Genomic DNA, 24,652 nt, shown 5'->3' on the forward strand with positions numbered 1-24,652 from the left:
GCGCCACCACCCGGCCGGGTGGGCCGTCACGTTGAGATGTCCCTCAGTTGATACCCGCGGGCTTCCCCGTGGTGGCCGCGGTGGGGCGGTCGGCTGCCGGGCCGCAGAACTCGGCCTCCATGGCCTCGCCCATGCCCGCGGAGCTCCAGTCCCCGTTGAGGTTGAAGGCGAACGAGTGACTGCCGTCCTCGGTCGTCATCGCATAGGAGAGCGAGCCGATCCACCCTCCGCCATGACCCCAGACCCTGGTGCCGCAACTCGCGGTCAGCCGCTCGATGCCAAGGCCGTAGTCAGAGTTGGGAGGCGTGGTCTTCATGGCCTTGAGTTGGGTCGCCGACAGGAGCTTTCCGCGCATCAGAGCGCCGAAGAAGCGGTTGAGATCACCCGCGCTGGAGATCATGTCCCCCTCGGCCCAGGTCTGGGAGGCGTTCTGGAGGGTGACATCGTAGATCCGCGTGGCGGCGGGATCACGGGTCACCTTGGAGTACGCCCTGCTGCTCGGCTTCGGCATGAGTGAGCTGTTGCCGGGCATGACCGTGGCCCGCAGTTTGAGGGGCTTGATGATGCGTTCACGGACCTCGTGCTCATAGGTGCTCCCGGTGGCCTCCTCCATGATCAGCGCGGCCAGGACGTAGTTGGTGTTGGAGTACGCGTACTCCGTCCCGGGCGCCGACGTCGGGGGATTGGCCATGGCGGCGGCGACCGCCACCTGCGGTGTCCTGGTGTCGAAACGGTGCTTGAGGAAGCCGGGTTCAAGGTACTTGCGCCCGTAGGCCGGGTCGTTGATGAAGTCGAAGACCCCACTGGTGTGGTTGAGCAACTGCCGTACGGTGATCTTCCGGCCGTCATGACCATGGCCCCGCACCACTCCGGGGAGCCATTTCTCCACCCTGTCATCGAGATCAAGCCGTCCCTCGGACTCCAGTTGGAGCATGACGGTCGCCACGAAGGTCTTGGTGATGCTGGCGATGCGGAAGCGGTCCTCGGCTCCGCGGGGTGCGCCGGTCTTGAGATTGCCCACCCCCGCCGTTCCCTTCCAGACCCCGTCCCTGGTCACTGCCTGACCGGTGACGCCGGGTATGCCACCGCGCACGATGGCCTCCAGCGCCTGCTGGGTCGCGGTGTGTCCCGAAGGCGCCGGGGCGTCGCCGGTTCCACCGGAAGACGCCTGCGCCGGCGCGGTGAACGCGGTCGCGGCCAGTGCCACCGACGCGAGCCCCACCACACCCGTATATGCCCTGCCTCGTCGTGCTCCCATGTGCGGCTCCCTGCCGTTCCCTGCGCCGCGGGCCGTCCGGACCACGCGGTCGCAGTGCGCGGGCGGTCCTGCGTATGCGAACCGCCTTCACGACAGATGACCTCATAGCGGGAGGAAAGGTTGATTTCCCAATGCGGAGTGGCCGAAAGCCGATTGCCTGGGCCGGGAGAGGGGCAAGAGGGCCCGATCAGGGGCAGGACGCCGTACCGGGCATGGGGGTTGCCACCCCGGCCCCGTCGCCATGGGCCAGGTGCCCGGCCCTGGGTGGGCGAGGCGGCGGGCGACGGTGGGGCAGCCGCCGCCCATCGCGACCTCGGACGGGATGGACCTACGCGCCGAGCTCCGCGCCCTTCAACTCCCAGGCGACGAGCGAGGACCGGAACCAGGCCCAACCCCGTCGGTCCCAGGCCGTGGAGTGTGGCGCGAGGCGATCCGCGTAGTCGTCCCAGCTGGTGGCGCCGATGGCCGCCCACGCCTTCTCACCGACACCGGCGAGGCGGGGCAGCAGCAGAAACTCCAGATCGTCCCGGCCGCTCACGGTCTCGCACCACACCGCGGCCTCGACGCCCGCGAGTTGTGCGTCGCTGTCGACCATGGGGGTCTCATCGAGCGGGTCCCACTCCACGAACTCCCGCAGGGTCGCCGCCGGATAGACCTGGAGCCCGATCCGGGCACGCGACTCGTCCTGCTCGATGTCCGTGGACGACTCGGCGTGGGGGCGGTCGAGGTAGAGCCGGGTGGTGGGAGAGACCAGGATCGTGGCGCCCTTGGCCAGGGCGGTCGGGATGTCGTCGATGGACTTGCCCAGTGCCTCGGCGAGAAGGGGCAGCATCTCAGGCGGCACCATCGACGCCAGGACGTCGGAGTCGACCATCGAGCCGAGGGAACCCGCGTCCAGGGTGGACTGGATGGAGGTGGGCTCCATCCAGTACTGGACCAGATCGCCGGGGCCCACTCCCGCACGGGCGATCTCCTGCCACCCGACGACTCGCCGGCCATGCCGCTTGACGGTGTCCATCGCCCGGTCCACGAACCGGGCGTGCGCCTCATCCGGCATACCGAACGCCTCATCGCCGCCGATGTGGACATACGCACTCGTGGTGAACTGCGCCGCGACCGCCCCGACGACATCATCGACGAAGCGCAGCGTGGTGGCGTCGTCGGGGTTGAGATTGCCGACCGTGCCGGCACTGCCCTCAGCGGTAGCGGGAGCCAGTCGCGGGTACGAGCGGAACACCGCCGAGGTGTGTCCGGGCATATCGACCTCGGGTACGAGGGTCACAAAGCGCTCACTGGCGTACCGAACCAGCGACACCACATCCGCCGTGCTGTAGAAGCCGCCGGGCCGGTCACCGATTGCCCCGGCGGCGCCGACCTCGGTGAGGAGCGGCCAGTCGGGGATCTCGACTCGCCAGCCCTGGTCATCGGTGAGGTGGAGATGCAGCACGTTCAGCTTGTAGAGGGAGAGCATGTCGATGACACGGCGGACCGTCTCCACATCGTGGAAGGTGCGGGCGACATCGAGGGAGAGTCCGCGCCAGGAGAAGCGCGGTGCGTCGAGGATGCGCAGCTGGTCCAGTACGGCAGCACCATCGACCGCCCGTTCCGTGATCAGCTGTCGCAGGGTGGTCAGCCCTCGGTGCACGGCCTCGGGGGTGGGTCCCCATACCCGGATGCCGTCCGAGGTGATCTCGATGCCATGGCGCTCATCGACCTCGACGCCATCGGCGCGCACACCGGAGGCAGGAGGAAGCTCGGCCAGTTGCCCATCGCTGAGGTCAAGGGTGATCGAGGCATCGGCGGGTTGGTCGGTCACACCGGCGAGGGTGACACCGGCATCAAGCGCGATATCGACGGAGAAACGTTTCGCCAGATCGGCTAGCTCGGGCGCGAGAACGACCACCGCGGTGGTGGCGTCGACGGTCCGGGTAGCGCCGTGGGTGACTGCGCGATGGACGGCGGGAACGACGGGGATCGTCATGGCGGGGCTCCTTATCGAACGGACTTGATGGGAACGATGGCGAGGGCGCCGATCAGGGCGAAGACAAGGCCGACGGGGAAGAGCGCGGAGTATCCGAACCCGACGACGATGGCACCGCCGAGGAACGGGCCGATGGTCTGCGGGAGGGTGGCCGCGATGTTCAGTACGCCGAGGTCCTTGGCGAAGGTGTCGGCGGAGGGCAGCACCTCGGACATCAGGGCCGAGTCGACGGCCTGGTAGACACCGAAACCAAGACCGCAGACCACGGTGAAGATGATCATTCCCGTGAGGGTGGGCATGAGGAGCGGCGCCAGCATCGCCACCCCCATCACCGCGGCGGCGGCGATGACGAAGACCTTGCGGCGACCGAGACGGTCCGACAGCGGGCCCGAGACACTCGTCGAGACGATGATGGCGGCCAGGCTGATGCCACCGAGCAACGCGACCTTGCCCACGGCGTCGTCGCCGAGGCCTATGTGGTCCTGAAGGATGTAGAGCTGATAGCCGGTGATCAGGAAGTAGCCGGTGAAGAGGGTGAGACGGCTGAGGAAGCCCCAGAAGAAGTCGGGGTGCTGGCGCGGGCTCACCCAGAAGGTCTTGAGGAAGAGCGTCAGGGAGAAGGGGTCGTTCCGCTGGTCGCGGGAGCTGGGGTCGGGGCAGAACACCAGGAAGAGCGCGATCGCCACCAGCATGCCGCCGGGCAGCAGCAGATATCCCAGGCGGATGTTGTCGGCGAAGGTGGCTCCGAGAACCTGGCCGCCGAGTGCGCCGAACATCAGGCCGATGCCGGAGAGCGTGGCGAAGGATCCCCGTACCGCGGGCGGCACACGGTCCGGCAGCAGAGCGGTCAGGGGGCTGATGACCAGGTTGAGTGCGATCTGCACGATGGTCCAGGCCACCACGAGTTGGGCCACGCCATGGGCGAACCCCATTCCGATGAGGGAGAGGCCGGTGGCGAGTGTGCCACCGAGCAGCCAGGGCGCCCGGCGACCGAATCGGCTTCGGGTGCGGTCCGAGAGGAGCCCGGCGACCGGGCTCGCGATCATCGCCGCGACCGCGCCGACACCCGCGATGATCGCCAGATTCGATGCCTTGTTGGACTCGTCGATCCCCTGGACCTGAAGCGGGAGAAGCACACCGGGCACGGCGCCCACGACCAGATAGATCGAGAAGTTGACGGGTGCGATGAAGCCGAAGACACGTCTCACCTGGGGTGAGAGCCGCTGGCGCGGCGTCGCCGGGCCGGACTCGGGTGCCGCCGTATCGGCGGCAGGCTGGATAGCCATAAAGGCCTCGCTTATCTAACAGCCGTAAGATAAGCGAGGACGGTACAGGTACGGTTACGTCCGGGCAATCCCCTACGTCGAAGGAGGAAGCGAGCATGGTGGCCAGGCGGATGACACCGGAAGCACGCCGTGCGGAGATCCTCGGCATCGCGCAGGCAGTCATCGCCGAGGAGGGCTATCGCGGGCTCACCCTGCGGGAACTCGCCCGCCGCTGCGGAATGTCCGCCCCCGGCCTGATGCACTACTTCCCCGATATGCCGACCCTGCTGACCGCGGTCCTCGCACGCCGCGACGAGACCGATATGGCGGAGTTCTGGGCGCGTGGTCAGACCTACGAGAACGTGCTGGAAGTCATCGACGCCATGATCGTGTACTACGCGGAACGACCCGCGGAGCTCTCCAACTTCATCCGGCTGGAGGCCGAGGCGCTCGATCCCCGCCACCCAGCCCATGACTACTTCCTCAGCCGCAACAACCAGTCCTTCGACGAGCTACGGCCCTATGTGGAAAGGGACTACGACGATCCCGATGCCGTGCTCGTCGTTCTGCGGCTGATTGTCGACGGTCTTCGCATGCGGCTGCTTCGCGACCCGGACCGGGTCGATCTGGGGGCGGACTGGCGTGCCGTACGCGACACACTGCCCGTCTTCCTCGCGCGCCAGCCACCGGCGGCGGACCGTGTCACGAGCGAAGGGCGGCCGTAGGACAGGGTGATCCACCGCCGTGCCGAGCCGGTCGCGACGGTGGGAGGGCCACGGGATGCGCGCGTAGGACAAGCGGCGGCGGGAAGCGGTCCCGTCAGTCGGCCACGGCCACGATGAGGGAGAACGGTGCGGCATCCTTGAGCGGGGTGACCGATGTGAGGGACAGCCCCGCACGGTGGCACACATCCTCGAAGTCCTTGCGGGTGCGCTCTCTACCCCCCACGTTCACCAGCATATTGAGGTCGCTCAGATAGGTGATGACAGCCTCGGTGACACCGGCATCGGTGTCGACCACCTCTGGGAGCACGGGCTCCACGATCAGGACCGAGCCACCCGGCGGCAGCACCTCGCGGCAGTGGCTCAGAATCGTGACCACCTGGTCATCCGCCCAGTCGTGCAGAATGCTCTTCATCAGATAGAGGTCCGAGCCCTTGGGGACCGATCGGAAGAAGTCCCCGACGCTCAGCGCACAACGCTCCTCCAGCCCGTGCCGCTCCAGTGTCTTCTGTGCCTCGGCCAGACCCTCCGCGGTGTCGAAGACCACACCGGTGAGGCCCGGATACGCGTTGAGCACACCGGCGAGCAGGGTTCCGTTGCCTCCGCCGACATCCGTGACCGAGGTGAACCGGTCGAAGTCGAAGGCGCCCGGCAGCGCGGCGGCACTCTCCCTGACGGCCTGGCTCATCGCCGCGTTGAATTCCACCGACAGTTGCGGGTGTTGGGCGACATGGCTGAAGAAGTCGGTACCGAAAACGGTGTCAAACGCGACCTCGCCGGTGCGCACACTGCCGTCCAGATGTTCCCAGGCACGTGTCATCACCGGCTCGGTGAACATTCGCGCAAACGATGTGAGGGAGTTGGGATGGCCGGGGTGGAGGAGTGCGCCCGCGGGGGTGACCGAGAAGGAGTCGGGGGCGTGTTCCGTCAGTAGCCCCAGGCCGGTCAGGGCGCGCAGCAGCCGGGTCATGGGCTGGGGCCCGGCTCCGGCTTCGGCCGCCACTTCGGTGGCCGCGCGTCGGGTGTCCCCGATCAGCTCCACCACCCTCAACCGAACGGCCGCGCGCAGGGTTTGCGCGGCCATGCTCCCGAACGCCAGCCGGACGATCAGATCTCCGTCGGCCGGGTCTGCTGCTCGGACACCGGTGTCTGCCACAGGTGCGTTCCTTCCTCTGCGGGGTGGTTGGGTGCCTCAACTGGTCCGGGCACACATGCGGGTGGTCGATGTGGATGGCCGGTCTCCTGCGGGCGGTCGCACCAGGTGGTCGTTCGCTGGGGGGCGGGCGTGGTCAACCCGCGGACGTATCCCTGCCGGCCAGGACACCCGGTGTGCACCCGGCGAAGGCCAGTACATCGCGATGGAGATGGGGTTGGTCGACGTATCCGCAGGTCAGGGCGGTCTCGGCGGCGTTCACGCCCGCGTGGAGCGCCTGGGCGGCACGGTCGAAACGGACCAGCATGGCCGCGCGTTTGGGGGTGAGCCCGATCTGGGCGGTGAACCTGGACCACAGCTTCTTGCGGCTCCATCCGCAGGACGCGGCGAGCTCACCCACCCGTATCCGGCCTCGACGGGCCACGATGGTGTTCCAAGCGCCGTCGACCTCAGGTGCCATCGACGGTGCTCGGGTAGCCCGCCCGGCGAGGAACCCTTCCGTCAGTGTGAGCCGTTCCTGCCATGTCGCCGCATCGGCCAACCGCTCGGGGAGGATGCGCCCGTGCCGCCCCCACAGGTCCTCAAGCCCGACGACGGACCCGTCCAGTTCACGCGGGGAGATGCCCAGCACGGCGTGGGCGGCCCGGGGTGGCAGGCGCACCTCGATGCACTCGACACGCTCGCCCCGGACACGGACCGGCCCGGGAGACAACGCGGCAACGAGGCTCCGCATGGGCCGGCGCCCAGTGGCGCTCTCCACCGTGACCGGGTCGTCTCCCAGCCCGATGACAACGATCACAGCGGGTTGAGGGAGTACCTGCATGTCCAGCCCGGAAGCGGTACGGTCGCGGAATCCGGCAATCCGGACGCCGTCGAGGAAGGTGCCGTCGAGAGACGTGCCGCCGAGGGGGCGGACGACCTCCCAGCCGTTCCCGGCATCGCGGTCCATGGGGGCGGACCCCGTTTCGTGGCTGCGCATGGCACTACCGTGGCCGACTTCGTCGCCCCTGTCTTGGACGAATGTTCCGTGGCCTGTCCAGCGGATCAGGCCCGCTCGGTGGGGCGGCGCCTTCCGGTGTGTCCGCGTACGTACCGCACACCGCACACCGCACACCGCACACCGGCATGATCCGCGGCGCTCCGCTGCGTACCGGCGCCGCGAGCGCGGGCATGATCCGTCGGGGATGACCTGAGGCCCTCTCGTCATCCCTGACGGGTGCGCGATGTCAGATCGCGGGGAGGGACCTCAGCCGAGGATGTCGTAGATGCCGCACTGCGCGGACGCCGAGTCCACCACAGAACCGGGGCTGCATCCCACCACGATCCGAGGGTCCGCTTCCGTGGTGATGATGATGTCGCCGAAGTCATGGGCGGCGGCGGTCGAGGCGCCGGCGATCCCCGCAGCGGTCAGAGCGAGGGCGGCCAGAAGGGTGCGAATGCGCATGGATCGGTCCCTTGATCGTGGATGGGCCATCGAGTGTGGACTTCGACCGGACCCTATCGACGGCCAGGCCGTGCGCGGCTCACGCTGCGCCGGGACGGCACCCGAACGGACCATCACGGCTCCATCCCCGCTGGGACCAGCTGCCGTCACCCGACCCGACGGCGGACAGCGGTATCCATCGCCGGTACGTCATGGAGGTGGGTCACGGCGGTCTGTCGGGTGTCGTCGTGTTGGACCTGTGGCCCGTCACCGACCGCGTTCACCGCATGTTGTTGGTTCTGCCGCTCGGGCAGGACGACCCAGCGCGACCGACGGAACCCCAGCCCGATCCCAGCGGGCCACGCGCCCTTGAGCCCCCGCCGGACGCATCCGCGCGCATGATCGCTCATCGGACGCCCGGCGATACCGGCCCGGCGCGGTCACCCTTCCAGCACAGGCGGGAGAACGGCACGCAGATGCGCTCGGAGTGTGGCGCGTAGGCGGTCGACCCCGAGTGAACCGTGCGGAGTGACGGTGTCGATGGTCAATCCGCCGATGAGCGCGGTGAGGCGGTCGGCCTCACCATGGACATCGGCGACTCCCAAGGCGTCGAGCGCGTCGGCGACCAACTGGTGCAGGTCCGCCGCCATCTGCTCGGTCACCGGCCGAAACACCGGCTTGGTGCGGGCGGCGACCATGAACTCCAGCAGCACGGTTGTCTCGGCGCATCGTGCGTCGTCAACCGGGAGCACCTCCTCCACCAGAGCCTGCAGGGCGTCGACGGCCGCCTCGCCCTGGAGTCCCACCAGCGTCTCGGGAGTGTGTCTGGCCAGACGACGTCCCATGCGGTCGCCGGTCTCCCGGACGGCGGCGGCGACGAGATCGTGGTGGTCGTCGAAGTAGTGCCGCACCGAACCGATGTTCAGCCCCGCCTCGGCGGCGACCTTGCGCAGGGACATCCCTTCGAGCCCCTGGGCGACGACGAGTCGGAAAGCCGCCTCCACCACATGCTGTCGCCGCTGCTGCGCATCGATACGAGCAGGCACGATCCCTACCTCCGCTCCCGGCTGACCCGGCTCTCGTCCCACACCGGGGCCGCGGACTCATACACACCAGCGTCCGACCCGAAGACCAGGAAACGGCCGAAGTCACGAGCGAACCACCGATCGTGGGTCACCGCGATGACAGTACCTTCGAATCCCTCCAGTGCGTGTTGCAGTGCCTCGGCGGAGACCAGGTCAAGGTTGTCGGTGGGCTCGTCGAGCAGGAGCAGGGTGGCGCCGCTCAGTTCGAGCAGCAGGATCAGGAAACGAGCCTGCTGCCCACCGGAGAGCGAATCGAAGACCTGCTCGGCGGCTGATGCCAGCTCGTAGCGGGCCAGAGCACGGGAAGCGTCCTCACGGGCCATCCCCGCGCGTCCCTCCTCACCGCGGTGCAGGATCGACAGCAGGGTCCGGTGGGCCAGGTCGGGACGACCGTGTGTCTGCGCGAACCATCCGGGACGCACCCGTGCCCCCAACCGCGCCCGGCCCGTGTGCGCCACGGTCTCGATGACCAGGTCGCCCACCGGGGCCTGTGCTGGTTCCGGGTCGGTGCCGCCCGCGGCGAGCAGGCGCAGGAAGTGGGACTTGCCCGAGCCGTTGGAGCCCAGCACCGCCACTCGGTCGCCGTACCAGACCTCAAGATCAAAGGGTCTCATCAGCCCGGTCAGCCCGACCTCCTCGCACATCACCGCCTGCTTACCGGTACGTCCTCCACGGAGCCGCATGCCCAACTGCTGCTCGCGCGGCTGTGCCTGCGGCGGTCCGGCCTGCTCGAACCGGGCGAGCCGGGACTGGGCCGCCCGATAGCGCGAGGTCATATCGGAGTTGTAGGCGGCCTTCTGCTGGTACATCTGGACCAGGGCCTTGAGTTTGCCGCGCTCTTCGTCCCACCGTCTGCGCAGCTCATCGAGCCGCTCGAACCGGGCGGCGCGCGCGTCCTGGTAGGTGGCGAAGCCCTCGGGATGGACCCAGGCGGTGTTGCCGGCCGCGCCGAGCTCAACGGTCACGATGCTCTGTGCGGTACGCGCCAGCAGCTCCCGATCATGGCTGACGTACAGCACGCTCTTGTCGGTCTCCCGCAGGCGCTCCTCCAGCCAGCGTTTGCCCGGGACATCCAGGAAGTTGTCCGGCTCGTCCAGCAGCAGCACCTCGTCGGGGCCGCGCAGTAGCGCTTCCAGTACGAGGCGTTTCTGCTCGCCTCCGGACAGGGTGGCGATCTCCCGTGCTCGGCACCGGTCGAACGGCACCCCCAACGCGGCGGTGGTGCAGACGTCCCACAGCACTTCGGCCTCGTATCCACCAGCGTCACCCCACTCGGCCAGTGTCGAGGCATAGGCCATCTGCGCGGCGGGAGTGCCGCGTTCGGACATCGTCGTCTCGGCGTCCGCCACCCGTGCGGCCGCCCGTCTCAGGCGCTCCGGCGCCACGGACAGCAACACCGAACCCACGGTGCCTCCGCCGATGAACTGGGGCATGACGCCGAGGCTTCCGCTCCGGCTGACCGTTCCGCTGTCCGGAGTCAGCGCTCCGGTGATGACCCGCAACAGGGTGCTCTTGCCCGACCCGTTGGCACCGACCATCGCCACCCTCTCGCCGGCCCCCACCCGAAACGAGATGTCGTCGAGCAAGGGGCGGCCGTCGGGCAGTGTGCACGAGACTCCACTTACCTCGGTATGACCCATGGACCATATTTATCACACCCGTGATAAACATGGCTCGCCCCGGCCCACCGGCACCGGCCGCACAACGGCGTGGACGTCCCGGGCGGCGGAGCGGGCGCCGTCGAACTGTGTACAACGCTCGGTGGGTCGTGGGTCGGTCGGCCCATCGACCACATGGCTCGTTCCCATCGTGTGGCGGTTCGAGTTGCCGGTTCCCGCGCGGGGCACCGGTTCCGACTTGCGGTTTCCGCCGCGTCAACTCCTACGGTTGTCCAGGTGGCCGGAGAGACCGGCCGGCGATGGGAGGGCCCGGCGATGGCTTGGTCGATCGCGGATGTGGCCCGGATGTCCGGGGTGACGTCCCGGACGCTGCGGCACTACGACGAGATCGGTCTGCTGCCGCCCGCGTGGATCGGAGGCAATGGGCACCGCTACTACGAGGAGGCGGATCTGCTGCGGTTGCAGCAGATCCTGCTGATGCGGGAGCTGGACCTCGGGCTGCGCGAGATCCAGGCGGTGCTGGACAGCCAGGTCGACCGCGTGACCGTGCTCCGCGAGCACCAGCGGCGGTTGCTGAGGGAGCGGGATCGACTGGAGACACTGTCCCGCACGGTCGGGCGGACCATCGCCGAACTGGAGGAAGGCAAGGACTACGACATGGCACAGATCAACAGGCCGGAGAACCTGTTCGAAGGCTTCGAGCCCGCCGCGGCCGACGCGGAGGTGCGCGAGCGATGGCCGCAGGCGTGGGAGCAGTCCCGGCAGGCCATCGCGACGATGACCGCCGAGGACCAGGAGGAGTGGCAGCGAGAGGTAACGGCACAGATGATCCGTATCGCGGAGTTCATGGTGGCCGGCACACCGGTGGCCGATCCCGCGGTGCAGGCCGAGATGGACACCCACTACCAGGGTGTCTGCCGGTTCTGGACCCCCGACGCGGCGGGGTACCAGGGGCTGGGCCAGACCTATGTCGACGACCCGCAGTTCCGTGCCAACTACGACAAGATCGCCACTGGTCTGGCCGTCTACCAGCGCGACGCGATGGCCGTCTACGCCCGATCTCGGCTGAGCTGACCGACGGGATGCCCTGCCGGGGAGCCGGGGGACCTCCGGCAGGGGCCCGCTCGATCCAGCCCAGGTCCTTCACTTCACCGGTGGGGCCCTCAGGGAGTCCCCCTGGCAGCCGCGCACCCAGTCGATGAGCTCCCCCGTCCCCCATCGACAGAGCCGCCCGCACGGCGGGTGGCCACCGTGAACGGCCGGACCAAGGGTCGTGACCAAGCATCAGCGGATCACTCTCGGTGAGCCCTCTCCCCTTGTGACCGTGGGTCGCTGACCCGTAGGTTCGTATCCACGCCATGGATCGATCCAACGTTCACACCAGGCAAGGGTGCCCCTATGAACGGTCCTGACACCGGCTTCCACGACTCCCCCGCAGCGGGCCCGGAGCGGGTGCCAGGCGGACTGATCATCTTCCTGAACGGCACTTCGAGCTCCGGCAAGTCCAGCATCGCCAGGGAGCTCGCCGTCCTTCTCGATGAGCCGTGCTTCCATCTGCCGGTGGATACGTTCCATGCCATGCGATCAAGCCCTGAGCTCTCCGCCGAGCAGTTCCCGCTCATGCTGAAACGCACCTGGATGGGGTTCCATCGCGCGGTCGCGGGGATGGCCGCGGCACACAACACCGTCATCGTCGATCACGTTCTGAGTGAGCCATGGCGCTTGCGGGACTGTCTGTCGCTGTTTCCCCCGCAGGACGTGGTCCTGGTCGGGGTGCGCTGTTCGTTGCCGGAGCTTGAGCGCCGGGAGCAGGCCCGCGGTGACCGCCTCTCAGGGCTGGCCGCCCGCCAGTTCCCTCATGTCCATGCCCATGGCGTCTATGACCTGGAGGTCCACACCGACAGTGCGCGTCCAGGGGAGTGTGCTCAACAGATCAAGGACTTCCTGGCCCGCCGACCGGCGCCCACCGCCTTCGAACGGTTGCAGCCCCCGCTCGGCGCACCTGTCGTGCCACCGGCGCTCGGGTGACCGCACACCTGCCCCGAGCCAGTCGGCACACCGCGCGGTAGCGCGGTGTGCCGGCGTCTAATCGATCACCTCACCAACGGGGTCGGGGCCGCGGCGGCGGACCAGCGGCCCAAGGGCCTGGGGACTTCGTCCTGCGGGCGCCGACTACTCGACCGCGATACCGCGGGCGGCCAGAACGCTGAGCTTGTCCGGGACCGCGAGGAGGCCTTCCTCAGCGCCCACCACGCGTTTGAGGTTGGGCAGAAGCCCGAGGTCGTCGAGCGAGCGCACATCGAACAGATCGTCTTCGCCGTCCCACACCGGAGCGCATTCGTGGTAGATGTCGTTCCCGCCGTCCACCATCAACTCATCGACGGTGGCGAGCAGTTCCTCACTGATCTCCAGTGCCTCGAAGTAGGTACGGGCTTCGTCGAGCACGGTGTACTCCAGGTTGCGCTCCACGGCGTAGCCGAACAGATCGCCGACGCCCAGGCGCTCCGCGAGGTCGAACCGCGGGGTCAGCGTCTTGTCCGAGTACATCAGCTTGTCGATGACGAGCAGTTTGAAGTTGAAGTCGGTGAACTGAGCCATGCGGTCAACCTAGAGCACGCCAGTGACATCCGGCCATGTCCCCTTTCACGCGAGGACACCCCGTCCGGGCAGACGGCCCGCTCCCCTACCCGGGGAGCCCGAAGAGCCCGAAGAGCCCGAAGAGCACCGGCCATGCCCCTACCGAAACGCCGGGAACGCGAAACGCATCCCCACGGCCAGCCCCTGAGCATGTGCGTCGGTCCCGGTCACCGAGTACACGACGGTACGGGAGAGATCGCGGGTGGCGACGACTGCCGTGTTGTAACCGGGGCGGGCACCGGTCTTGCCCCAGGCTTCGGTGCCGTGGATCTCAAACCGATCAAGCCCGGCGCTCTTGGAGGCGCCCGCGATGCCCTTGGGCACGGTGAACATCTCCTTGAGCTGCGGCTGCGGCACGATTCTGCCGCGGAACAGCGAGGTCAGCAGCCGCTCCAGATCGTCCAGGGTCGAGATCATGTCCCCGGCCGCCAGGCGGTCCGACACACTCCAGTCGGTGACATCCACCCGCTCTCCGTCCACCAGTTGGTAGCCCCGGTTGTGCGGCCCGCGGATATAGGGGTCGGTACCGGGAAACGAGGTGTTCCGCATGCCCGCCGGTCGCAGAACATAACGCGCGGCGCCCTCCGCGTAGGACCGTCCGGTCACCTTCTCCACCAGCATGGCGAGAATGGTGTAGTTGATGTTCAGATAGTGCTGCTGTGTACCGGGAGCGAACTCCGGCCCCCTGGCTATCCCCGCGGCGACCACCGCCTTGGGGTCGATCGTGTCGAACCGTTGCGCGTACCGCTCCGCCCAGGGAATCTCGGCGCCCACCGCGGGCTGGATACCGCTGGTGTGATTGAGCAGTTGGCGTACGGTGATCGGCTTGAACTCCGACGTCAACAGCCCTGGTAGATAGCGTTGTATCGGCCGGTCGAGGTCCACCTTGCGGTCGGCGGCGAGCCGTAGCACCAGTGCGGCGGTCACCACCTTGGTCACCGATCCGGCCCGGAACCGGCCCTGGGTGAGGGCCGGGCCGCTGCGGCCCACTTCCCGTACCCCCGCGCTGCCGGCCCACTGCCCGTCCCGCCCACCGGCGCGTACCACCGCGCTGGTCGCCTCCCCGTCCGGCAGTCCCAGCAGTGCCGCTTGCAGGGCCTGTGCCTGCGGGTGTTCGGCGGCGCGCGTTGCCGAACTGATGGGTAAGTGGGGCTCGGCTGGACCGGCGAGGGCAGGACCGGTGGTCACCCCCAGCGCGACAAAGGCCGAGACGGCGGCCAGCAGGACACGGCGTTTCCTTGGACTGACAGTCACAGAGGGCTCTCCATCGGCTGGGAGGCGGGCTTGAACGGCTCTCATCCTGGCAACCGCTTCGGGACATCCGAATCCTCATCACGGACGACCCCGCCCCCTCAGTACCGTCCGGGTCAACCCCCAGGCTTCCGCGCCAAACGAGCCCCGGTTCCCAGGGGTTGGCCCGGCTGGAACGCCGCTGGACCACCCGCTCGGCGGTGCTTCGACCCCTCCCGATCCCAGCCATCGAACGCCGGTTGGGTATCACTGGGACACCCCACGAACGGGCGGTGTCGGCCCGGCCCCCCTGGGCAGGAAGCCCTCATGGAAACCGCACTGCCGGACGGCCGTCCCATCCCACCTCCAGGAGCCGATGAGCGCGACATGCTGGAGGCCTGGTTGGCGTTCCATCGCGCCACCCTCGCCCTGAAATGCGCCGGCCTCGATGACCACCAGGTCCGCACCCCTTCGGTCAAACCCTCGGGGATGACCTTGCTCGGCCTGGTTCAGCACATGGCGGAGGTCGAACGCAACTGGCTCCAACGAGTGCTACCCGGCAGCGATATCCCACCGGTGTACGGGACATGGGAAGGCGATGGATTCACCCTGGTCCCGGAGCGGGGCATGGAGCAGGTCCTCGCCGACTGGCGGGCCGAGATCGCCCGCGGGCAGGAAGCGATCAAGGGCGTCTCCCTTGACACCTGTGCCCGGACCGCGGGCCAGGAGTTCTCGTTGCGCTGGATTCTCATCCATCTCATCGAGGAGTACGCACGCCACAACGGCCACGCCGATCTCCTGCGGGAGTGCATCGACGGCACCACCGGCGCATAAGCAACCGCACCAACTGTCCGGTTGAGGAGGTTCCACCACACTCCCCCCAACTGTTCCCCTACCCTCCCCCAGGGGAGGGAGCCGGGACATGGGACGTCGAGAGAAACCGTTGGAGCCGGACGCCGGGCCGGTGCAGCGTTTCGCCGCTGACCTGCGGGAGTTACGCCGGGCCGCTGGCGGTCCGACCTACCGGGCGATGGCCCGCGACTGCGCCTACTCCGCGCCCACCCTCTCCATCGCGGCAGCCGGCGACCGGCTGCCCTCGCTCCCCGTGGCCCTCGCCTATGTCGCCGCCTGCGGCGGGGACGCGGAGGTGTGGGAGAAGCGTTGGCACGCGGCGGCGGCCGATGAACCCGTCATCGCACACGACGACGGCACCCAGGCCCCGTACCCGGGTCTCGCCCGCTACGGCACCGAGGACAGTGATCACTTCTTCGGCCGGGACCAACTCATCGCCGACCTGCTGGACATCATGCGCCGACGGCCGGTCACGGCACTGGTCGGGGCATCGGGCAGCGGAAAGTCCTCTCTGCTGCGGGCCGGGCTGGTCCCGGCCGTCCGAGCGCAGGACGATGCCCCCACAGTGATCCGGATCATCACACCCTGCCCGGCGCGCATCCGGCCCGAACTGCTCACCGAAGGCGCGCTGGTGCTGGTCGACCAGTTCGAGGAGCTCTTCACCGTCTGCCGCGACCGGGCCCAGCGTGATGCCTACATCGGTGCGCTGCTGAACTCCCCCGCCCGGATCGTGATCGCCATCAGGGCCGACTTCTACGGCCGTTGCGCCGAGAACCCCGCCCTCGCAGCCGCGCTGACGGACTCCGTCCTGCTGGTCGGTCCCATGACCTCGGAGCAGTTGCGGGAGGCGGTCACCGGACCCGCCACCGCGGAGCGGCTCCAGGTGGAACGCGCGCTGACCACCCGGATCGTCGCTGATGTCGGAGCTGAGCCCGGCGGGCTGCCGTTGATGTCCCACGCCCTGCTGGAAACCTGGCGGCGCCGTCGCGGCCGGGTCCTCACCACGGCGGCGTACGAGTCGATCGGCGGTATCCAGGGAGCCATCGCGCACACGGCGGAAGGGCTCTTCAGCACATTCACCAAGGCCGAGGCAGGGGCCGCTCGGGCGCTGCTGCTACGGCTGATATCACCGGGTGAAGCCACCGAGGACACCCGCCGCCCCGCCGAACGGCTGGAGTTGCTGCGGTTCCCCGAGTCCGCCGAGGTCCTGGAGCGACTGGTGCACGCACGGTTGCTCACCGTCGACGACAACGCGGTGAATCTCGCCCATGAGGCCCTCATCACCGGCTGGCCCCGGTTGCGCGGCTGGGTCGAGACCGACCGTGAGGTGTTGCGACTGCACCAGCGGCTGACCGCGTCGGCCCGGGTCTGGGAGGAGTTGCACCGCGATCAGGGCGCGCTCTACCGGGGCGCTCAACTGGAGGCGGCGAGGGAGGCGTTCCCCGTCCTGGACGTGCTCACCGCACAGGAGCGGACCTTCCTTCTGGCTTCCCTGCGCGCTCATGACGACGCCCTGCGCGCAGCGGCCCGCACCACCCGCCGGCTGCGCTTCTCCACCGTCTGCCTCTCGATCCTGCTCTGTCTCGCCGCCCTGGCGGGGGCGTTCGCCTGGGGGGAGAGCGAAGAGAGCGATCGTCGGGCCATCGAGGCGGAGGCACGACGGGTGGCCCAGATCGCGGACACCATGCGCGTCACCGATCCCACCACCGCACTTCAGTTGAGTCTCGCGGCCTGGCGGTTGGCGGATCTCCCGGAGACCAGGGAGGCGCTCTTCGCTGCCGGGGCACAGCCCGAAGTGGCCGCCTTCACTCCCCCACCGGACTTCTCACCGGGCCATGGCCGAGGGTGGCGCGCCTTGAGCGCGGACGGTCGAACGGTGATCAGTCTCGGCCAGGACCGCACCGAGAGCTGGGATGTGGCGGGCGAGCACCGGCTGCCCGAACTGAAGGGCCTGGATCAGCACAGATCGCTGGGCCTCGCTCCGGATCTGCGCAGGGCGGCCGTGGTGAGCGGCGAACGCATTCGGCTCTGGGACCTGGCGGCGGGACGGTTGGTGGGACCCGCGTTGGGGACGGCCAACAATGGAAGGCCAGCAGGATGGTTCAGCCCAGGTGGAGATCTGTTAGCCAGCTGGGCTTGGCTCCGAGGGGTCGAGTTGCGGGATATCCGTACCGGTCGCCTTCTGCTGCACATCGACCACCAGAGGGACTTCGTTCTCACGCTCAAGATCTCTTCGGACAACCGGCTCATGGCGTACTGCACCATGAGGGGCACGCCTCAGGTGTGGGACATCCGACAGCGCCGCAAGCTGCCGACCCCCTGGCTGAATTCGATCGATGCCTGCCGAGACGACGCCTTTCACTTCACCCCCGACGGGCAGGCCATCGCGGTCAGCACTGCCAGAGGCGTCTCCACCTGGGAAGTACGTTCGGGCAAGCAACGTCCCAGAATCGAACTGTCGGGGCGGTCCCATCATCTGGCGTTCAGCGCGGACGGGGCCCATCTCGCCATGGTCGCGGACAACGAGATCCTGCTGTGGCGGACCGCTCATCCCTCGTTTCCCGTACTGCGGCTTCCGGTCCAGGGCGCGAGTCTCTTCGCCCTGCGACTGGACATGGCGCGGGGAGTCATCCGCTATGCGGCGGGTGCGGCGGGCGAGGAGCACGCCTTCACCGTGCGGACCATCCACTTCGGAGCCACCAAGCCCGATGACTGGGAGCGGGCCCCACTCATGAGCGCCGCGTACAGCCCGGACGGTGCGAGCCTCGGCACCGTACGCGCGGGAAGTTTTGAGCTCAGGGGCAGTGACGGGGCCTTGCGGGGCCGCGCGCTCGGGGCGGTCCCCCCCTGCGTTTCCTGTCGCCGGTGGATGGCGTTCGACCGGCACAGTGAGAAGTTCGCGTTTCTGGATGCCTCGGGCCGGGTGAAGGTGCGCGACCTCAGCAGCGGTACGACCGAGGCCACGCCGCCCGCACCGCCCGGCGTCACCGGGCTCACCCTCACCGACTCAGGGGGAAAGGTCGTCATCTCCCATGGTGAGCCCGCAGACCAGCAGATCGACGCACTCACCGCGCCCCCCGGCGAGAAGGGTGCGCAGTGGGCCATGCTGCGCGAGGGAAACGTGGGTGCCGTGCTCACCACCGGAACGTCTGACTCCCTCATCACCACCGATCGCCAGCGCATCACTCAGGACATCGCCGGGGAGGACCAGTTCATCGCCCAGGGAGAGGGCCAGATCCTTTCGATAGCGGTCAGCGATGACCGTCGTCTGACGGCGATGAGCGATGGCAACGGCCGGACCACCCTCTGGGAGTCCGAGGGCCTGCGCCGCATCGCGGTACTCAGCCCCGGGGAGCCGCCCGACGACCCCGGCCCTGGAAGCATCACACATGCGCTCGCCTTCTCCCGTGATGGCGGCAAGCTCGCGGCGGGCGACGCCAGCGGGGCGATACGGGTGTGGGACACCTCGGCACCTCGTTCCAAGGGAGTGGCGCTACCGCCCGCCCATGGACCGGTGCTGGCGCTGGCCTTCACCTCGGATGCTCGCGGGCTGCGGGTGACCACCCCGCACACCGCCTCCCGGCTCTACTCCCTGCGCGCCGCTGAAATGGCCGACACGGTGTGCAAGCGGTCAGAGCTGACCTTCCCGGCCCATGAATGGGCGGTCTACCTCCCGAGCGTTCCCCACCGCGATATCTGTCCCTGACGAGCGGGCGGGCGGCCCTGGGGACCAGGCAGCGGCCACCACGGCTACGGGTACCCGATCCGGGTGTGACCTGAAGGGGCTTCCCTCGTTCAATAAATCATGATCGAAAAGACTGCGCGGCCGATCGGCGACGACTTACCCACCGCCGTCGCCGATTCGCGGCCCATCAGCCCGGGTTGCCGGGGGGCGACATCCGCCCCAGGTGCCGGGGGCGCCTTCGCCCTCCTGCGCACTTCCGCCGTCGCCGACCTCCTGGGCTGACCGGTTCGCCATGCCGTCCTTCTTATGCGTCAGCGCCGTGCCGTCCCTTGCGCACACCCTCAACCGCGGACCGGGCCCGATGCGCGGCGGTGGGGCGGCTGCGGGCGTGCCGGGGATGGGTGAGGGTGACCTGGCGGATGAACTGATGGAAGCAGGCCAGTGCCGCGACCGGCGGAATAGCCGCCACCGCGACGCCGGGCACGGTCTTCGCCGCGTGCGCGATGCAGAGAATCATGGCAACGCCGGTGAACGACACCACGATCAACCAGGCGTGCAGGGCCTGCCGGCGATGCATCGCCGCACGGATGATGGAGAGACAGGCCGCCAACCACGGCCCGAAGACCAGGAACGGCCAACCGCGGGCCAGCCCGTCCGGCACCCCGACCAGCGCGAGATAGCGCAGGGGATCATAGGAGACCAGGGCGCTCAGCATGCCGACCGCGGTCATCAGAAAAGCGGTCATCATCGCGAGGACGGCGCTCAGCAGCCTGGTCCCACTCGGCCAGACGATCGGCTTACGGGTCTTACGGACTCTGCGCCGGCTGTGCGAGCGCGGACGGGGAAAGGGATGGGCGGCCGAGGACTGCGCCGCCGGAGTGGTGCGAAGGAGCTCACTCAGCTCCTCGTCCCAATCCATCGACGGCTGGCCGAGGTCATGGTCCAGCGAGTGCGGCTGATAGATCTCCTGGGTCTGTGTCAGTTCGTCCTCGATCGGTCGCGAATTCTCCCGGTACCAGTCGTCGGGCCCTACGTAGGGGTAGTGATCGCCGTCAAAGGTCTCCGGTGGGTCATACATGCCGCACCGATTCCCGTTTGCCTTCTTCATCGACGGAACGACATACAGGGCGGGGCCCTTGCGGGCATCCGTCCAAGCGGGCTCGGAAGTCTTCCTTGATGTGCTCCAGCCGCATCAGGAACTCATCCAGAATGTCCGCGCTAACAGCGGGAGCCTGGGGTCTCACAACCCTGCGGTCATGGGCGCCCTGGGGCGGGTGCCTCCGTACTGGTGCTGTTGAGCCCGCGGGCTGAGCGAAAATCGAGAGATCGACTACGGCTGGAACGTCGTATTTCAATGGGGTCACCCCCGGCAAACGATCCCGATGTCCGCGCCGAAATGGGTCGATTGGGTGACCCGAGCATGAAATGGGGATGATCTCTTCACCACTTGCTTGACCTGTATCTCTACATACAGCCGTTTATTCTTCTCCGTTCTCGGTGGCGATATAGGACGACAAGAAGGCCGATCTGACAGGGTCTTCACTCGGTCGCTCGGCGCGTCCCACACACCGGATTCGCCGGCATTCCGCTACGGAGTGGCCCAACGGCCCGATTCCGCGTCGGCGAAGACAGCGTCGACCACCACCGCACGCCCCGAACCATCGCTCAGAGCGGTACGGATGTTCGATGTCGCCGAGGGGCACCGGAGAGTGCCTGGTGCTCCCGCGGGAATCGGCCGTGCCCCGCTGGAGCGTCCCGGTTCAACCAGGCCTCCGATCCAACGGGTGACAGGGCTCTGTACGTACCCGGAGTGCGAAGAGCCGTCGGACTCCTCGCACCCGCGGTGGAACGCGGCGGGTAGGGCCCTCGAACCGCGGCCTGAACCAACGCCGGTACATCGCCGTGGGGCGCCGACGCCGGGTTCTCCCACGCGTTGCGCGCAGGCTGGATCAACGGCCCTGACCTGCTGGTGAGTGTCGGTCAGCTGTCGCCGACCGGAGGCCTCGGCGACAGTTGGACACCCGAGTTCGGCGATGCCGACCCCTTTACCGACCCGTCCTTACCGGACCCGCTGTTCAACGGAGCGGACGGTGCCAGGGCCGCGGTCCGGCGCATGGTGCGCGCAGGGGCCGACTGGATCAAGATCGGCGCCAACAGCCCGCTGCGGTCGATGCGCATGGGGCGGGACATCACCCCGACCGACGACGAGATGCGCGCGCTGGTCGACGAGGCGCGCCGCTGCGGTCGCGATGTGTTCGCCCATGCGCACACGGCCGACTCGGCGTCCGCGGCGGCCCAGGCCGGCGTCCGCAGCATCGAACACGGTGTCTTCCTGGACGAGTACGCCCTCGACGTGATGCGGCAGCACCGCTGCTGGTACGTGCCCACGCTCGCCGGGATACGCGGCGAGGGTGACGACACCTATGACGCGGCGCACCTGCGCTCCGTGGAGCTGGCGCTCGCGGCGCGCGTACCCATAGCGGCCGGTTCGGATATGGCGACTCGTCCGCACGTCGATCTGCTGACCGAACTGCGGCTGCTGTCCGAAGCCGGCCTCGGCGACACCGGAGCTCTGCGGGCGGCCACCAGCGAGGCCGCCCGACTGCTCCGGCTCGACCACGACCGGGGACGCGTGGCCCAGGGGCTGCGCGCTGACTTGGTCCTACTCGACGGACCCGAAGTCGGCCTGGAAGACCTGCCTCAGCGGATCCGGGCGGTTTGGCGCAACGGCCGCCTGGTATCGCCGCCTGATGGCGATGCGCTGGCCAACGCATAGGTCAGGGACGGGATAGGCGGGCCGAGGACTTCCCCGCCCTCATCGGTCCAGCGGTATGCGGCAACTCCGCGACGGTCCGCACTGGATGCACCGGATGCACCGGATGCACCGGACAGTGCCTGTCAGCCCGAGCCATCCGCAACAGCGACCTGGCGGCCTGGCCACCAGGGCAGCACAGCGCCGCCAGAAGCCGCCCATCGGCGGTCAGGATCTGCGGAGTCCGCGGTCGAACCGTCCGGCCCAAGGGCGGACGATCCACCAAGGGCCTGGTGGGTGTCGAGATCACAGGACGTTCGCCGCATTCGCCGGAACGACCTTTCGCGCCACCGTGACGTGCTCTCGCCACCAGGTGAGAGCGAATATCACCAGTCCGGCAACACCGAGGATGACCAGCAGTACCGCCGCACTGCCCGTCGCGAGGAACAGAGCGCTCACCGCGCTCGCCACGGTGAAGCCGACCGCTCCGAAGGAGTAGAGCAACGAGAATCCGACCGACCAGGCATGGGCGGGGAGTACGTCGGTGACTGTCAGGCTCCGTGCCGTGCTCGCGGCGGCCTGAAAGAAGCCGCACGCGGCGACGAGCACCACGGTCATGACCGGAGACCGGACCACTCCCACCGCGGCGACCATCAGGGCGAAAACGCCGGCCAGGAGCAGGGTGTGCGTATGGGGTCGACCGAACCAACGTCGAAGACCGTAGAGAAAACTACCGACGATGCTGGTGACGGCCAGTCCTGACAGCGCGATCCCGGCCCACGCGGGCGGCCCGTGGCGTTCGCCCAGAACACTCGGGAGAGATACCTCCAGCACCGCTTGGAGCATCAGCACCACCGTGGAGACCACGAGAGACGGCCAGATCGCCCGGATGACGGTCAGCGTCGAGTCGGGCCGCGCGGCCGACCGGGCATCGTGCTCCGTCTTCGCCACGCCAGTGATGGATGGCGGGAGCTTGACCGAGACAGCCGCGGCGACAAGCAGGCCACCGCTGACGATCAGCAGGGGCACATCGGAGTTCCAAGCCACCGCGGCCGAGGCCGCCAGCGCGGGACCGGCGACCTGGCAGACCTGGTTCACCATCACATCCAGTGCCAGAGCGTTCTCCCGTGACTCGGGAGCCAGGTTGACCACCAGCGTGCGCAGCCCGCCGAACGTCCCGCTGGCAGCGCCACCGCCCACCGCCGCGAGGACGGCGGCGGCAAGGGGGACACCGAACGACAAGGAGACGACGACTCCGATCAAGGCGATCGCCTCGATGACTGAGACGCAGGCGAGTTCCCTTCTGAGCGGACGGCTCTGGAACCTTGCGCCCATTTTCGGGGCGGCGATGGCCTCACCCCCGGCATAGGCCCCGGCGATGACCGCGCCCCAGGCATAGGAACCGGTGTCGGACTTGGCGGCTAGGACGACGCCGAGCGGAATCGTGCACACCGCGAGCCGTGTACCGACTGTCGCGACCAGCCACCACCACACGTGGTGATTCTTCAGCAATGATTGATAGGCAACCAATAGCGCCTCCGTACAAGTGTCCCGCCGTCAGGCCCATATCTTTCACCAGCACCGCGAAACCCGGCGCTCTAGTGCTTGCCGATACTGCCTCCCGGTAGGGTTCGAACCGGGCCGGGGAACTCAGTGACGCGCTGCGGAGTGAGCGGTTAAGAACGATCTTCTGGTGGCCGAACAGGCCGGACCTTGTCTTAATCCGATCGATCCGCAATCCGAAGTGAAGACAATGCATTTATCTGTGATCCCGCTACCAGGCAAGACCGTCCCAGGGCACCGAGACCGGCTGGGGCACCAGGCTTTCGGCCCTGTGCGGGTGCTCAGCCCACACCCGCACCGAAGGTCTCCACCGACGCGATGACGGTGCCGGTCGATGGCGCCGAAGGGGACCAACCCGATACGCCTGGGGCCCCTGCGAACTGCTGGGCGCGGGGGCGGGTCCACCGGGGCGAATGCGGGCGCTCCCTCCGTCTGACTCCAGGTAGGAGAGCTCTCCCTCGGGCGCGATCCGGATCGACGGCGCTGAAGCGCCGGGGCGGTTCGAGAAAGGGGTCGCCCCGGCGCGTTCGGCGACTCAGTTCCGCTGCTGCACGGCGCAGACCGTGTCCCCGCCGTTGAAGACCGGCCAGGAGAACGTCCGCCGGTCGCTTCGCTGGGGGCAGTTGCCGCTGTCCAGCACCGCCGTGATCACCATGATCGCGTTCTGCCCGCTCGGTACCTGCGTTCGGTCACAGCCCCAGACGCTGAACAGCCGCCCCTCACTGCGGAAGGACCCGTCGGCCTGTCTGGTCAGTGTCGCGGGGAAGCACTGCCCCACGGCGAACACCCGGTCCAGGCAGAGCGCGATGGTGGACCCATCGGCGTTGACATGGCCCCAGCCCCGCTGTCCCGCGCCCTGGGGGCAGTTCGAGGCGACCGTCGTCACCATGGAGACCTTCGAGTAGGCGTAGTTCGCACCGCAGTCGACCGGGAGCGGTCGGTGGTGGCTGAGCTTGCCCCAGCCGTCGTCATACACATTGAGGCAGGTACCGAGGACCGCGGAGGCGAACGCCCCATCGATCGCGTTCGGCGGGCTGGGAGTCGGCGAGGCGCTGGTGGGGGTGGGTTCCGGCGCCGGCGGCTGGGTGTCCTCCTCGCTGGGGGTCGGTGGCTCCGGGTACGGCACGGGCTTCGTCGGAGTCCCACCGGGGGCATCCGAACCGATCGCGGCGCCCACGCGGTCGCGTTCACCGCCCGCCGCGGCCTCCTCCTGCCAGGGCTGCCACATGCCGAGCAGGATCACCAGGCCGACGAGGGCGACGAGAGCCGCGGACGAGGCGCTGACGAAGTAGCTGGTGTTCATGTCACGGCCGGCCACCCTGATGCGGGAATGACCGTCACCTCGTACATGGATTCGGGTTCCGCTGGTGAGGTCGTCGCCGTCATCGTCGGAATCGCCCGAAGCCCCTGGGTAGAAGCTCAAGCGA

Annotated in this window: 20 protein-coding genes; 7 read left to right on the forward strand and 13 right to left on the reverse strand. The window is 68.3% G+C overall.

What is annotated here, in order from left to right; all coding sequences use genetic code 11:
• Positions 1-43: 43 nt before the first annotated feature.
• The 3 genes from NBG84_RS02965 to NBG84_RS02975 all read right to left on the reverse strand — a co-directional run bounded on the left by NBG84_RS02965 (position 44) and on the right by NBG84_RS02975 (position 4,525).
• Positions 44-1,258: a serine hydrolase domain-containing protein gene (locus NBG84_RS02965; RefSeq protein WP_250917631.1), complete on the reverse strand. Its 1,215-nt coding sequence runs from the start codon at positions 1,256-1,258 to the stop codon at positions 44-46.
• 328 nt (positions 1,259-1,586) lie between these two features.
• Positions 1,587-3,239, reverse strand: coding sequence for a beta-N-acetylhexosaminidase (locus NBG84_RS02970; RefSeq protein ID WP_250917632.1), 1,653 nt, complete (start codon positions 3,237-3,239; stop codon positions 1,587-1,589).
• An 11-nt stretch (positions 3,240-3,250) separates the two neighbouring features.
• Entirely contained in the window at positions 3,251-4,525 is a 1,275-nt protein-coding gene (locus NBG84_RS02975) for an MFS transporter (protein ID WP_250917633.1), read from the reverse strand.
• 95 nt (positions 4,526-4,620) lie between these two features.
• Between NBG84_RS02975 and NBG84_RS02980 the strand changes: the two genes are divergently transcribed.
• Positions 4,621-5,229, forward strand: a complete 609-nt coding sequence (locus NBG84_RS02980; protein WP_250917634.1) for a TetR/AcrR family transcriptional regulator — start codon at positions 4,621-4,623, stop codon at positions 5,227-5,229.
• 94 nt (positions 5,230-5,323) lie between these two features.
• On the opposite strand, the gene NBG84_RS02985 is transcribed toward NBG84_RS02980, so the two are convergent.
• Positions 5,324-6,382 (reverse strand): methyltransferase, encoded by a 1,059-nt coding sequence (locus tag NBG84_RS02985; RefSeq protein WP_250917635.1) that lies wholly within the window; start codon positions 6,380-6,382, stop codon positions 5,324-5,326.
• Positions 6,383-6,515: 133 nt separating this feature from the next.
• Positions 6,516-7,358, reverse strand: a complete 843-nt coding sequence (locus tag NBG84_RS02990; protein WP_250917636.1) for a helix-turn-helix domain-containing protein — start codon at positions 7,356-7,358, stop codon at positions 6,516-6,518.
• A gap of 41 nt (positions 7,359-7,399) precedes the next feature.
• Here NBG84_RS02990 and NBG84_RS02995 point away from each other — a divergent pair, with 41 nt between their 5' ends.
• Positions 7,400-7,567, forward strand: a complete 168-nt coding sequence (locus NBG84_RS02995; protein ID WP_250917637.1) for a hypothetical protein — start codon at positions 7,400-7,402, stop codon at positions 7,565-7,567.
• A 58-nt stretch (positions 7,568-7,625) separates the two neighbouring features.
• Here the strand turns inward: NBG84_RS02995 and NBG84_RS03000 are convergent, their stop codons facing one another.
• The 3 genes from NBG84_RS03000 to NBG84_RS03010 form a co-directional block, all read right to left on the reverse strand.
• Positions 7,626-7,823, reverse strand: coding sequence for a hypothetical protein (locus NBG84_RS03000; protein ID WP_250917638.1), 198 nt, complete (start codon positions 7,821-7,823; stop codon positions 7,626-7,628).
• Positions 7,824-8,242: 419 nt separating this feature from the next.
• A complete protein-coding gene (locus NBG84_RS03005; RefSeq protein WP_250917639.1) occupies positions 8,243-8,848 on the reverse strand; it encodes a TetR/AcrR family transcriptional regulator in 606 nt (201 codons plus the stop codon).
• A gap of 5 nt (positions 8,849-8,853) precedes the next feature.
• Positions 8,854-10,527, reverse strand: coding sequence for an ABC-F family ATP-binding cassette domain-containing protein (locus NBG84_RS03010; RefSeq protein ID WP_250917640.1), 1,674 nt, complete (start codon positions 10,525-10,527; stop codon positions 8,854-8,856).
• A gap of 294 nt (positions 10,528-10,821) precedes the next feature.
• Here NBG84_RS03010 and NBG84_RS03015 point away from each other — a divergent pair, with 294 nt between their 5' ends.
• Positions 10,822-11,580, forward strand: coding sequence for a MerR family transcriptional regulator (locus NBG84_RS03015; RefSeq protein WP_250917729.1), 759 nt, complete (start codon positions 10,822-10,824; stop codon positions 11,578-11,580).
• Between the two features lie 324 nt (positions 11,581-11,904).
• Positions 11,905-12,534: a chloramphenicol phosphotransferase CPT family protein gene (locus NBG84_RS03020; RefSeq protein WP_250917641.1), complete on the forward strand. Its 630-nt coding sequence runs from the start codon at positions 11,905-11,907 to the stop codon at positions 12,532-12,534.
• A 144-nt stretch (positions 12,535-12,678) separates the two neighbouring features.
• Here NBG84_RS03020 and NBG84_RS03025 read toward each other — a convergent pair whose 3' ends face one another.
• Both NBG84_RS03025 and NBG84_RS03030 read right to left on the reverse strand, forming a co-directional pair.
• Positions 12,679-13,104 (reverse strand): DUF6892 domain-containing protein, encoded by a 426-nt coding sequence (locus tag NBG84_RS03025; RefSeq protein WP_250917642.1) that lies wholly within the window; start codon positions 13,102-13,104, stop codon positions 12,679-12,681.
• Between the two features lie 138 nt (positions 13,105-13,242).
• The gene (locus NBG84_RS03030; protein ID WP_425608559.1) at positions 13,243-14,442 is read right to left on the reverse strand and encodes a serine hydrolase domain-containing protein; all 1,200 of its coding nucleotides are present in this window, start codon (positions 14,440-14,442) and stop codon (positions 13,243-13,245) included.
• Positions 14,443-14,700: 258 nt separating this feature from the next.
• Between NBG84_RS03030 and NBG84_RS03035 the strand changes: the two genes are divergently transcribed.
• Together NBG84_RS03035 and NBG84_RS03040 are read left to right on the forward strand one after the other, a co-directional pair.
• Positions 14,701-15,207 (forward strand): DinB family protein, encoded by a 507-nt coding sequence (locus NBG84_RS03035; RefSeq protein ID WP_250917644.1) that lies wholly within the window; start codon positions 14,701-14,703, stop codon positions 15,205-15,207.
• Positions 15,208-15,295: 88 nt separating this feature from the next.
• Complete coding sequence (locus NBG84_RS03040; RefSeq protein ID WP_250917645.1) at positions 15,296-18,931, forward strand: nSTAND1 domain-containing NTPase; 3,636 nt, start codon at positions 15,296-15,298, stop codon at positions 18,929-18,931.
• Between the two features lie 283 nt (positions 18,932-19,214).
• Here NBG84_RS03040 and NBG84_RS03045 read toward each other — a convergent pair whose 3' ends face one another.
• Positions 19,215-20,018, reverse strand: coding sequence for a hypothetical protein (locus NBG84_RS03045; protein WP_250917646.1), 804 nt, complete (start codon positions 20,016-20,018; stop codon positions 19,215-19,217).
• Positions 20,019-20,843: 825 nt separating this feature from the next.
• Between NBG84_RS03045 and NBG84_RS03050 the strand changes: the two genes are divergently transcribed.
• Positions 20,844-21,686, forward strand: a complete 843-nt coding sequence (locus NBG84_RS03050) for an amidohydrolase family protein (protein WP_250917647.1) — start codon at positions 20,844-20,846, stop codon at positions 21,684-21,686.
• Positions 21,687-21,968: 282 nt separating this feature from the next.
• On the opposite strand, the gene NBG84_RS03055 is transcribed toward NBG84_RS03050, so the two are convergent.
• Positions 21,969-23,114, reverse strand: coding sequence for an MFS transporter (locus NBG84_RS03055; RefSeq protein WP_250917648.1), 1,146 nt, complete (start codon positions 23,112-23,114; stop codon positions 21,969-21,971).
• A 646-nt stretch (positions 23,115-23,760) separates the two neighbouring features.
• Complete coding sequence (locus NBG84_RS03060) at positions 23,761-24,648, reverse strand: hypothetical protein (RefSeq protein WP_250917649.1); 888 nt, start codon at positions 24,646-24,648, stop codon at positions 23,761-23,763.
• Between the last annotated feature and the right edge of the window lie 4 nt (positions 24,649-24,652).

It is taken from the genome of Streptomyces albipurpureus (assembly GCF_023701525.1).
Taxonomy (GTDB): domain Bacteria; phylum Actinomycetota; class Actinomycetes; order Streptomycetales; family Streptomycetaceae; genus Streptomyces; species Streptomyces albipurpureus.

Bases quoted from the DNA above. Each gene is read 5' to 3' on its own strand.
- NBG84_RS03045 (WP_250917646.1), bottom strand. From the start codon at position 20,018: ATGAAGAAGGCAAACGGGAATCGGTGCGGCATGTATGACCCACCGGAG.
- NBG84_RS02995 (WP_250917637.1), top strand. From the start codon at position 7,400: ATGTTCCGTGGCCTGTCCAGCGGATCAGGCCCGCTCGGTGGGGCGGCG.
- NBG84_RS03010 (WP_250917640.1), bottom strand. From the start codon at position 10,527: ATGGGTCATACCGAGGTAAGTGGAGTCTCGTGCACACTGCCCGACGGC.
- NBG84_RS03025 (WP_250917642.1), bottom strand. From the start codon at position 13,104: ATGGCTCAGTTCACCGACTTCAACTTCAAACTGCTCGTCATCGACAAG.
- NBG84_RS02965 (WP_250917631.1), bottom strand. From the start codon at position 1,258: ATGGGAGCACGACGAGGCAGGGCATATACGGGTGTGGTGGGGCTCGCG.
- NBG84_RS03035 (WP_250917644.1), top strand. From the start codon at position 14,701: ATGGAAACCGCACTGCCGGACGGCCGTCCCATCCCACCTCCAGGAGCC.
- NBG84_RS02980 (WP_250917634.1), top strand. From the start codon at position 4,621: ATGGTGGCCAGGCGGATGACACCGGAAGCACGCCGTGCGGAGATCCTC.
- NBG84_RS03040 (WP_250917645.1), top strand. From the start codon at position 15,296: ATGGGACGTCGAGAGAAACCGTTGGAGCCGGACGCCGGGCCGGTGCAG.
- NBG84_RS02975 (WP_250917633.1), bottom strand. From the start codon at position 4,525: ATGGCTATCCAGCCTGCCGCCGATACGGCGGCACCCGAGTCCGGCCCG.
- NBG84_RS03015 (WP_250917729.1), top strand. From the start codon at position 10,822: ATGGCTTGGTCGATCGCGGATGTGGCCCGGATGTCCGGGGTGACGTCC.
- NBG84_RS03020 (WP_250917641.1), top strand. From the start codon at position 11,905: ATGAACGGTCCTGACACCGGCTTCCACGACTCCCCCGCAGCGGGCCCG.
- NBG84_RS02970 (WP_250917632.1), bottom strand. From the start codon at position 3,239: ATGACGATCCCCGTCGTTCCCGCCGTCCATCGCGCAGTCACCCACGGC.
- NBG84_RS02990 (WP_250917636.1), bottom strand. From the start codon at position 7,358: ATGCGCAGCCACGAAACGGGGTCCGCCCCCATGGACCGCGATGCCGGG.
- NBG84_RS03000 (WP_250917638.1), bottom strand. From the start codon at position 7,823: ATGCGCATTCGCACCCTTCTGGCCGCCCTCGCTCTGACCGCTGCGGGG.
- NBG84_RS03030 (WP_425608559.1), bottom strand. From the start codon at position 14,442: ATGAGAGCCGTTCAAGCCCGCCTCCCAGCCGATGGAGAGCCCTCTGTG.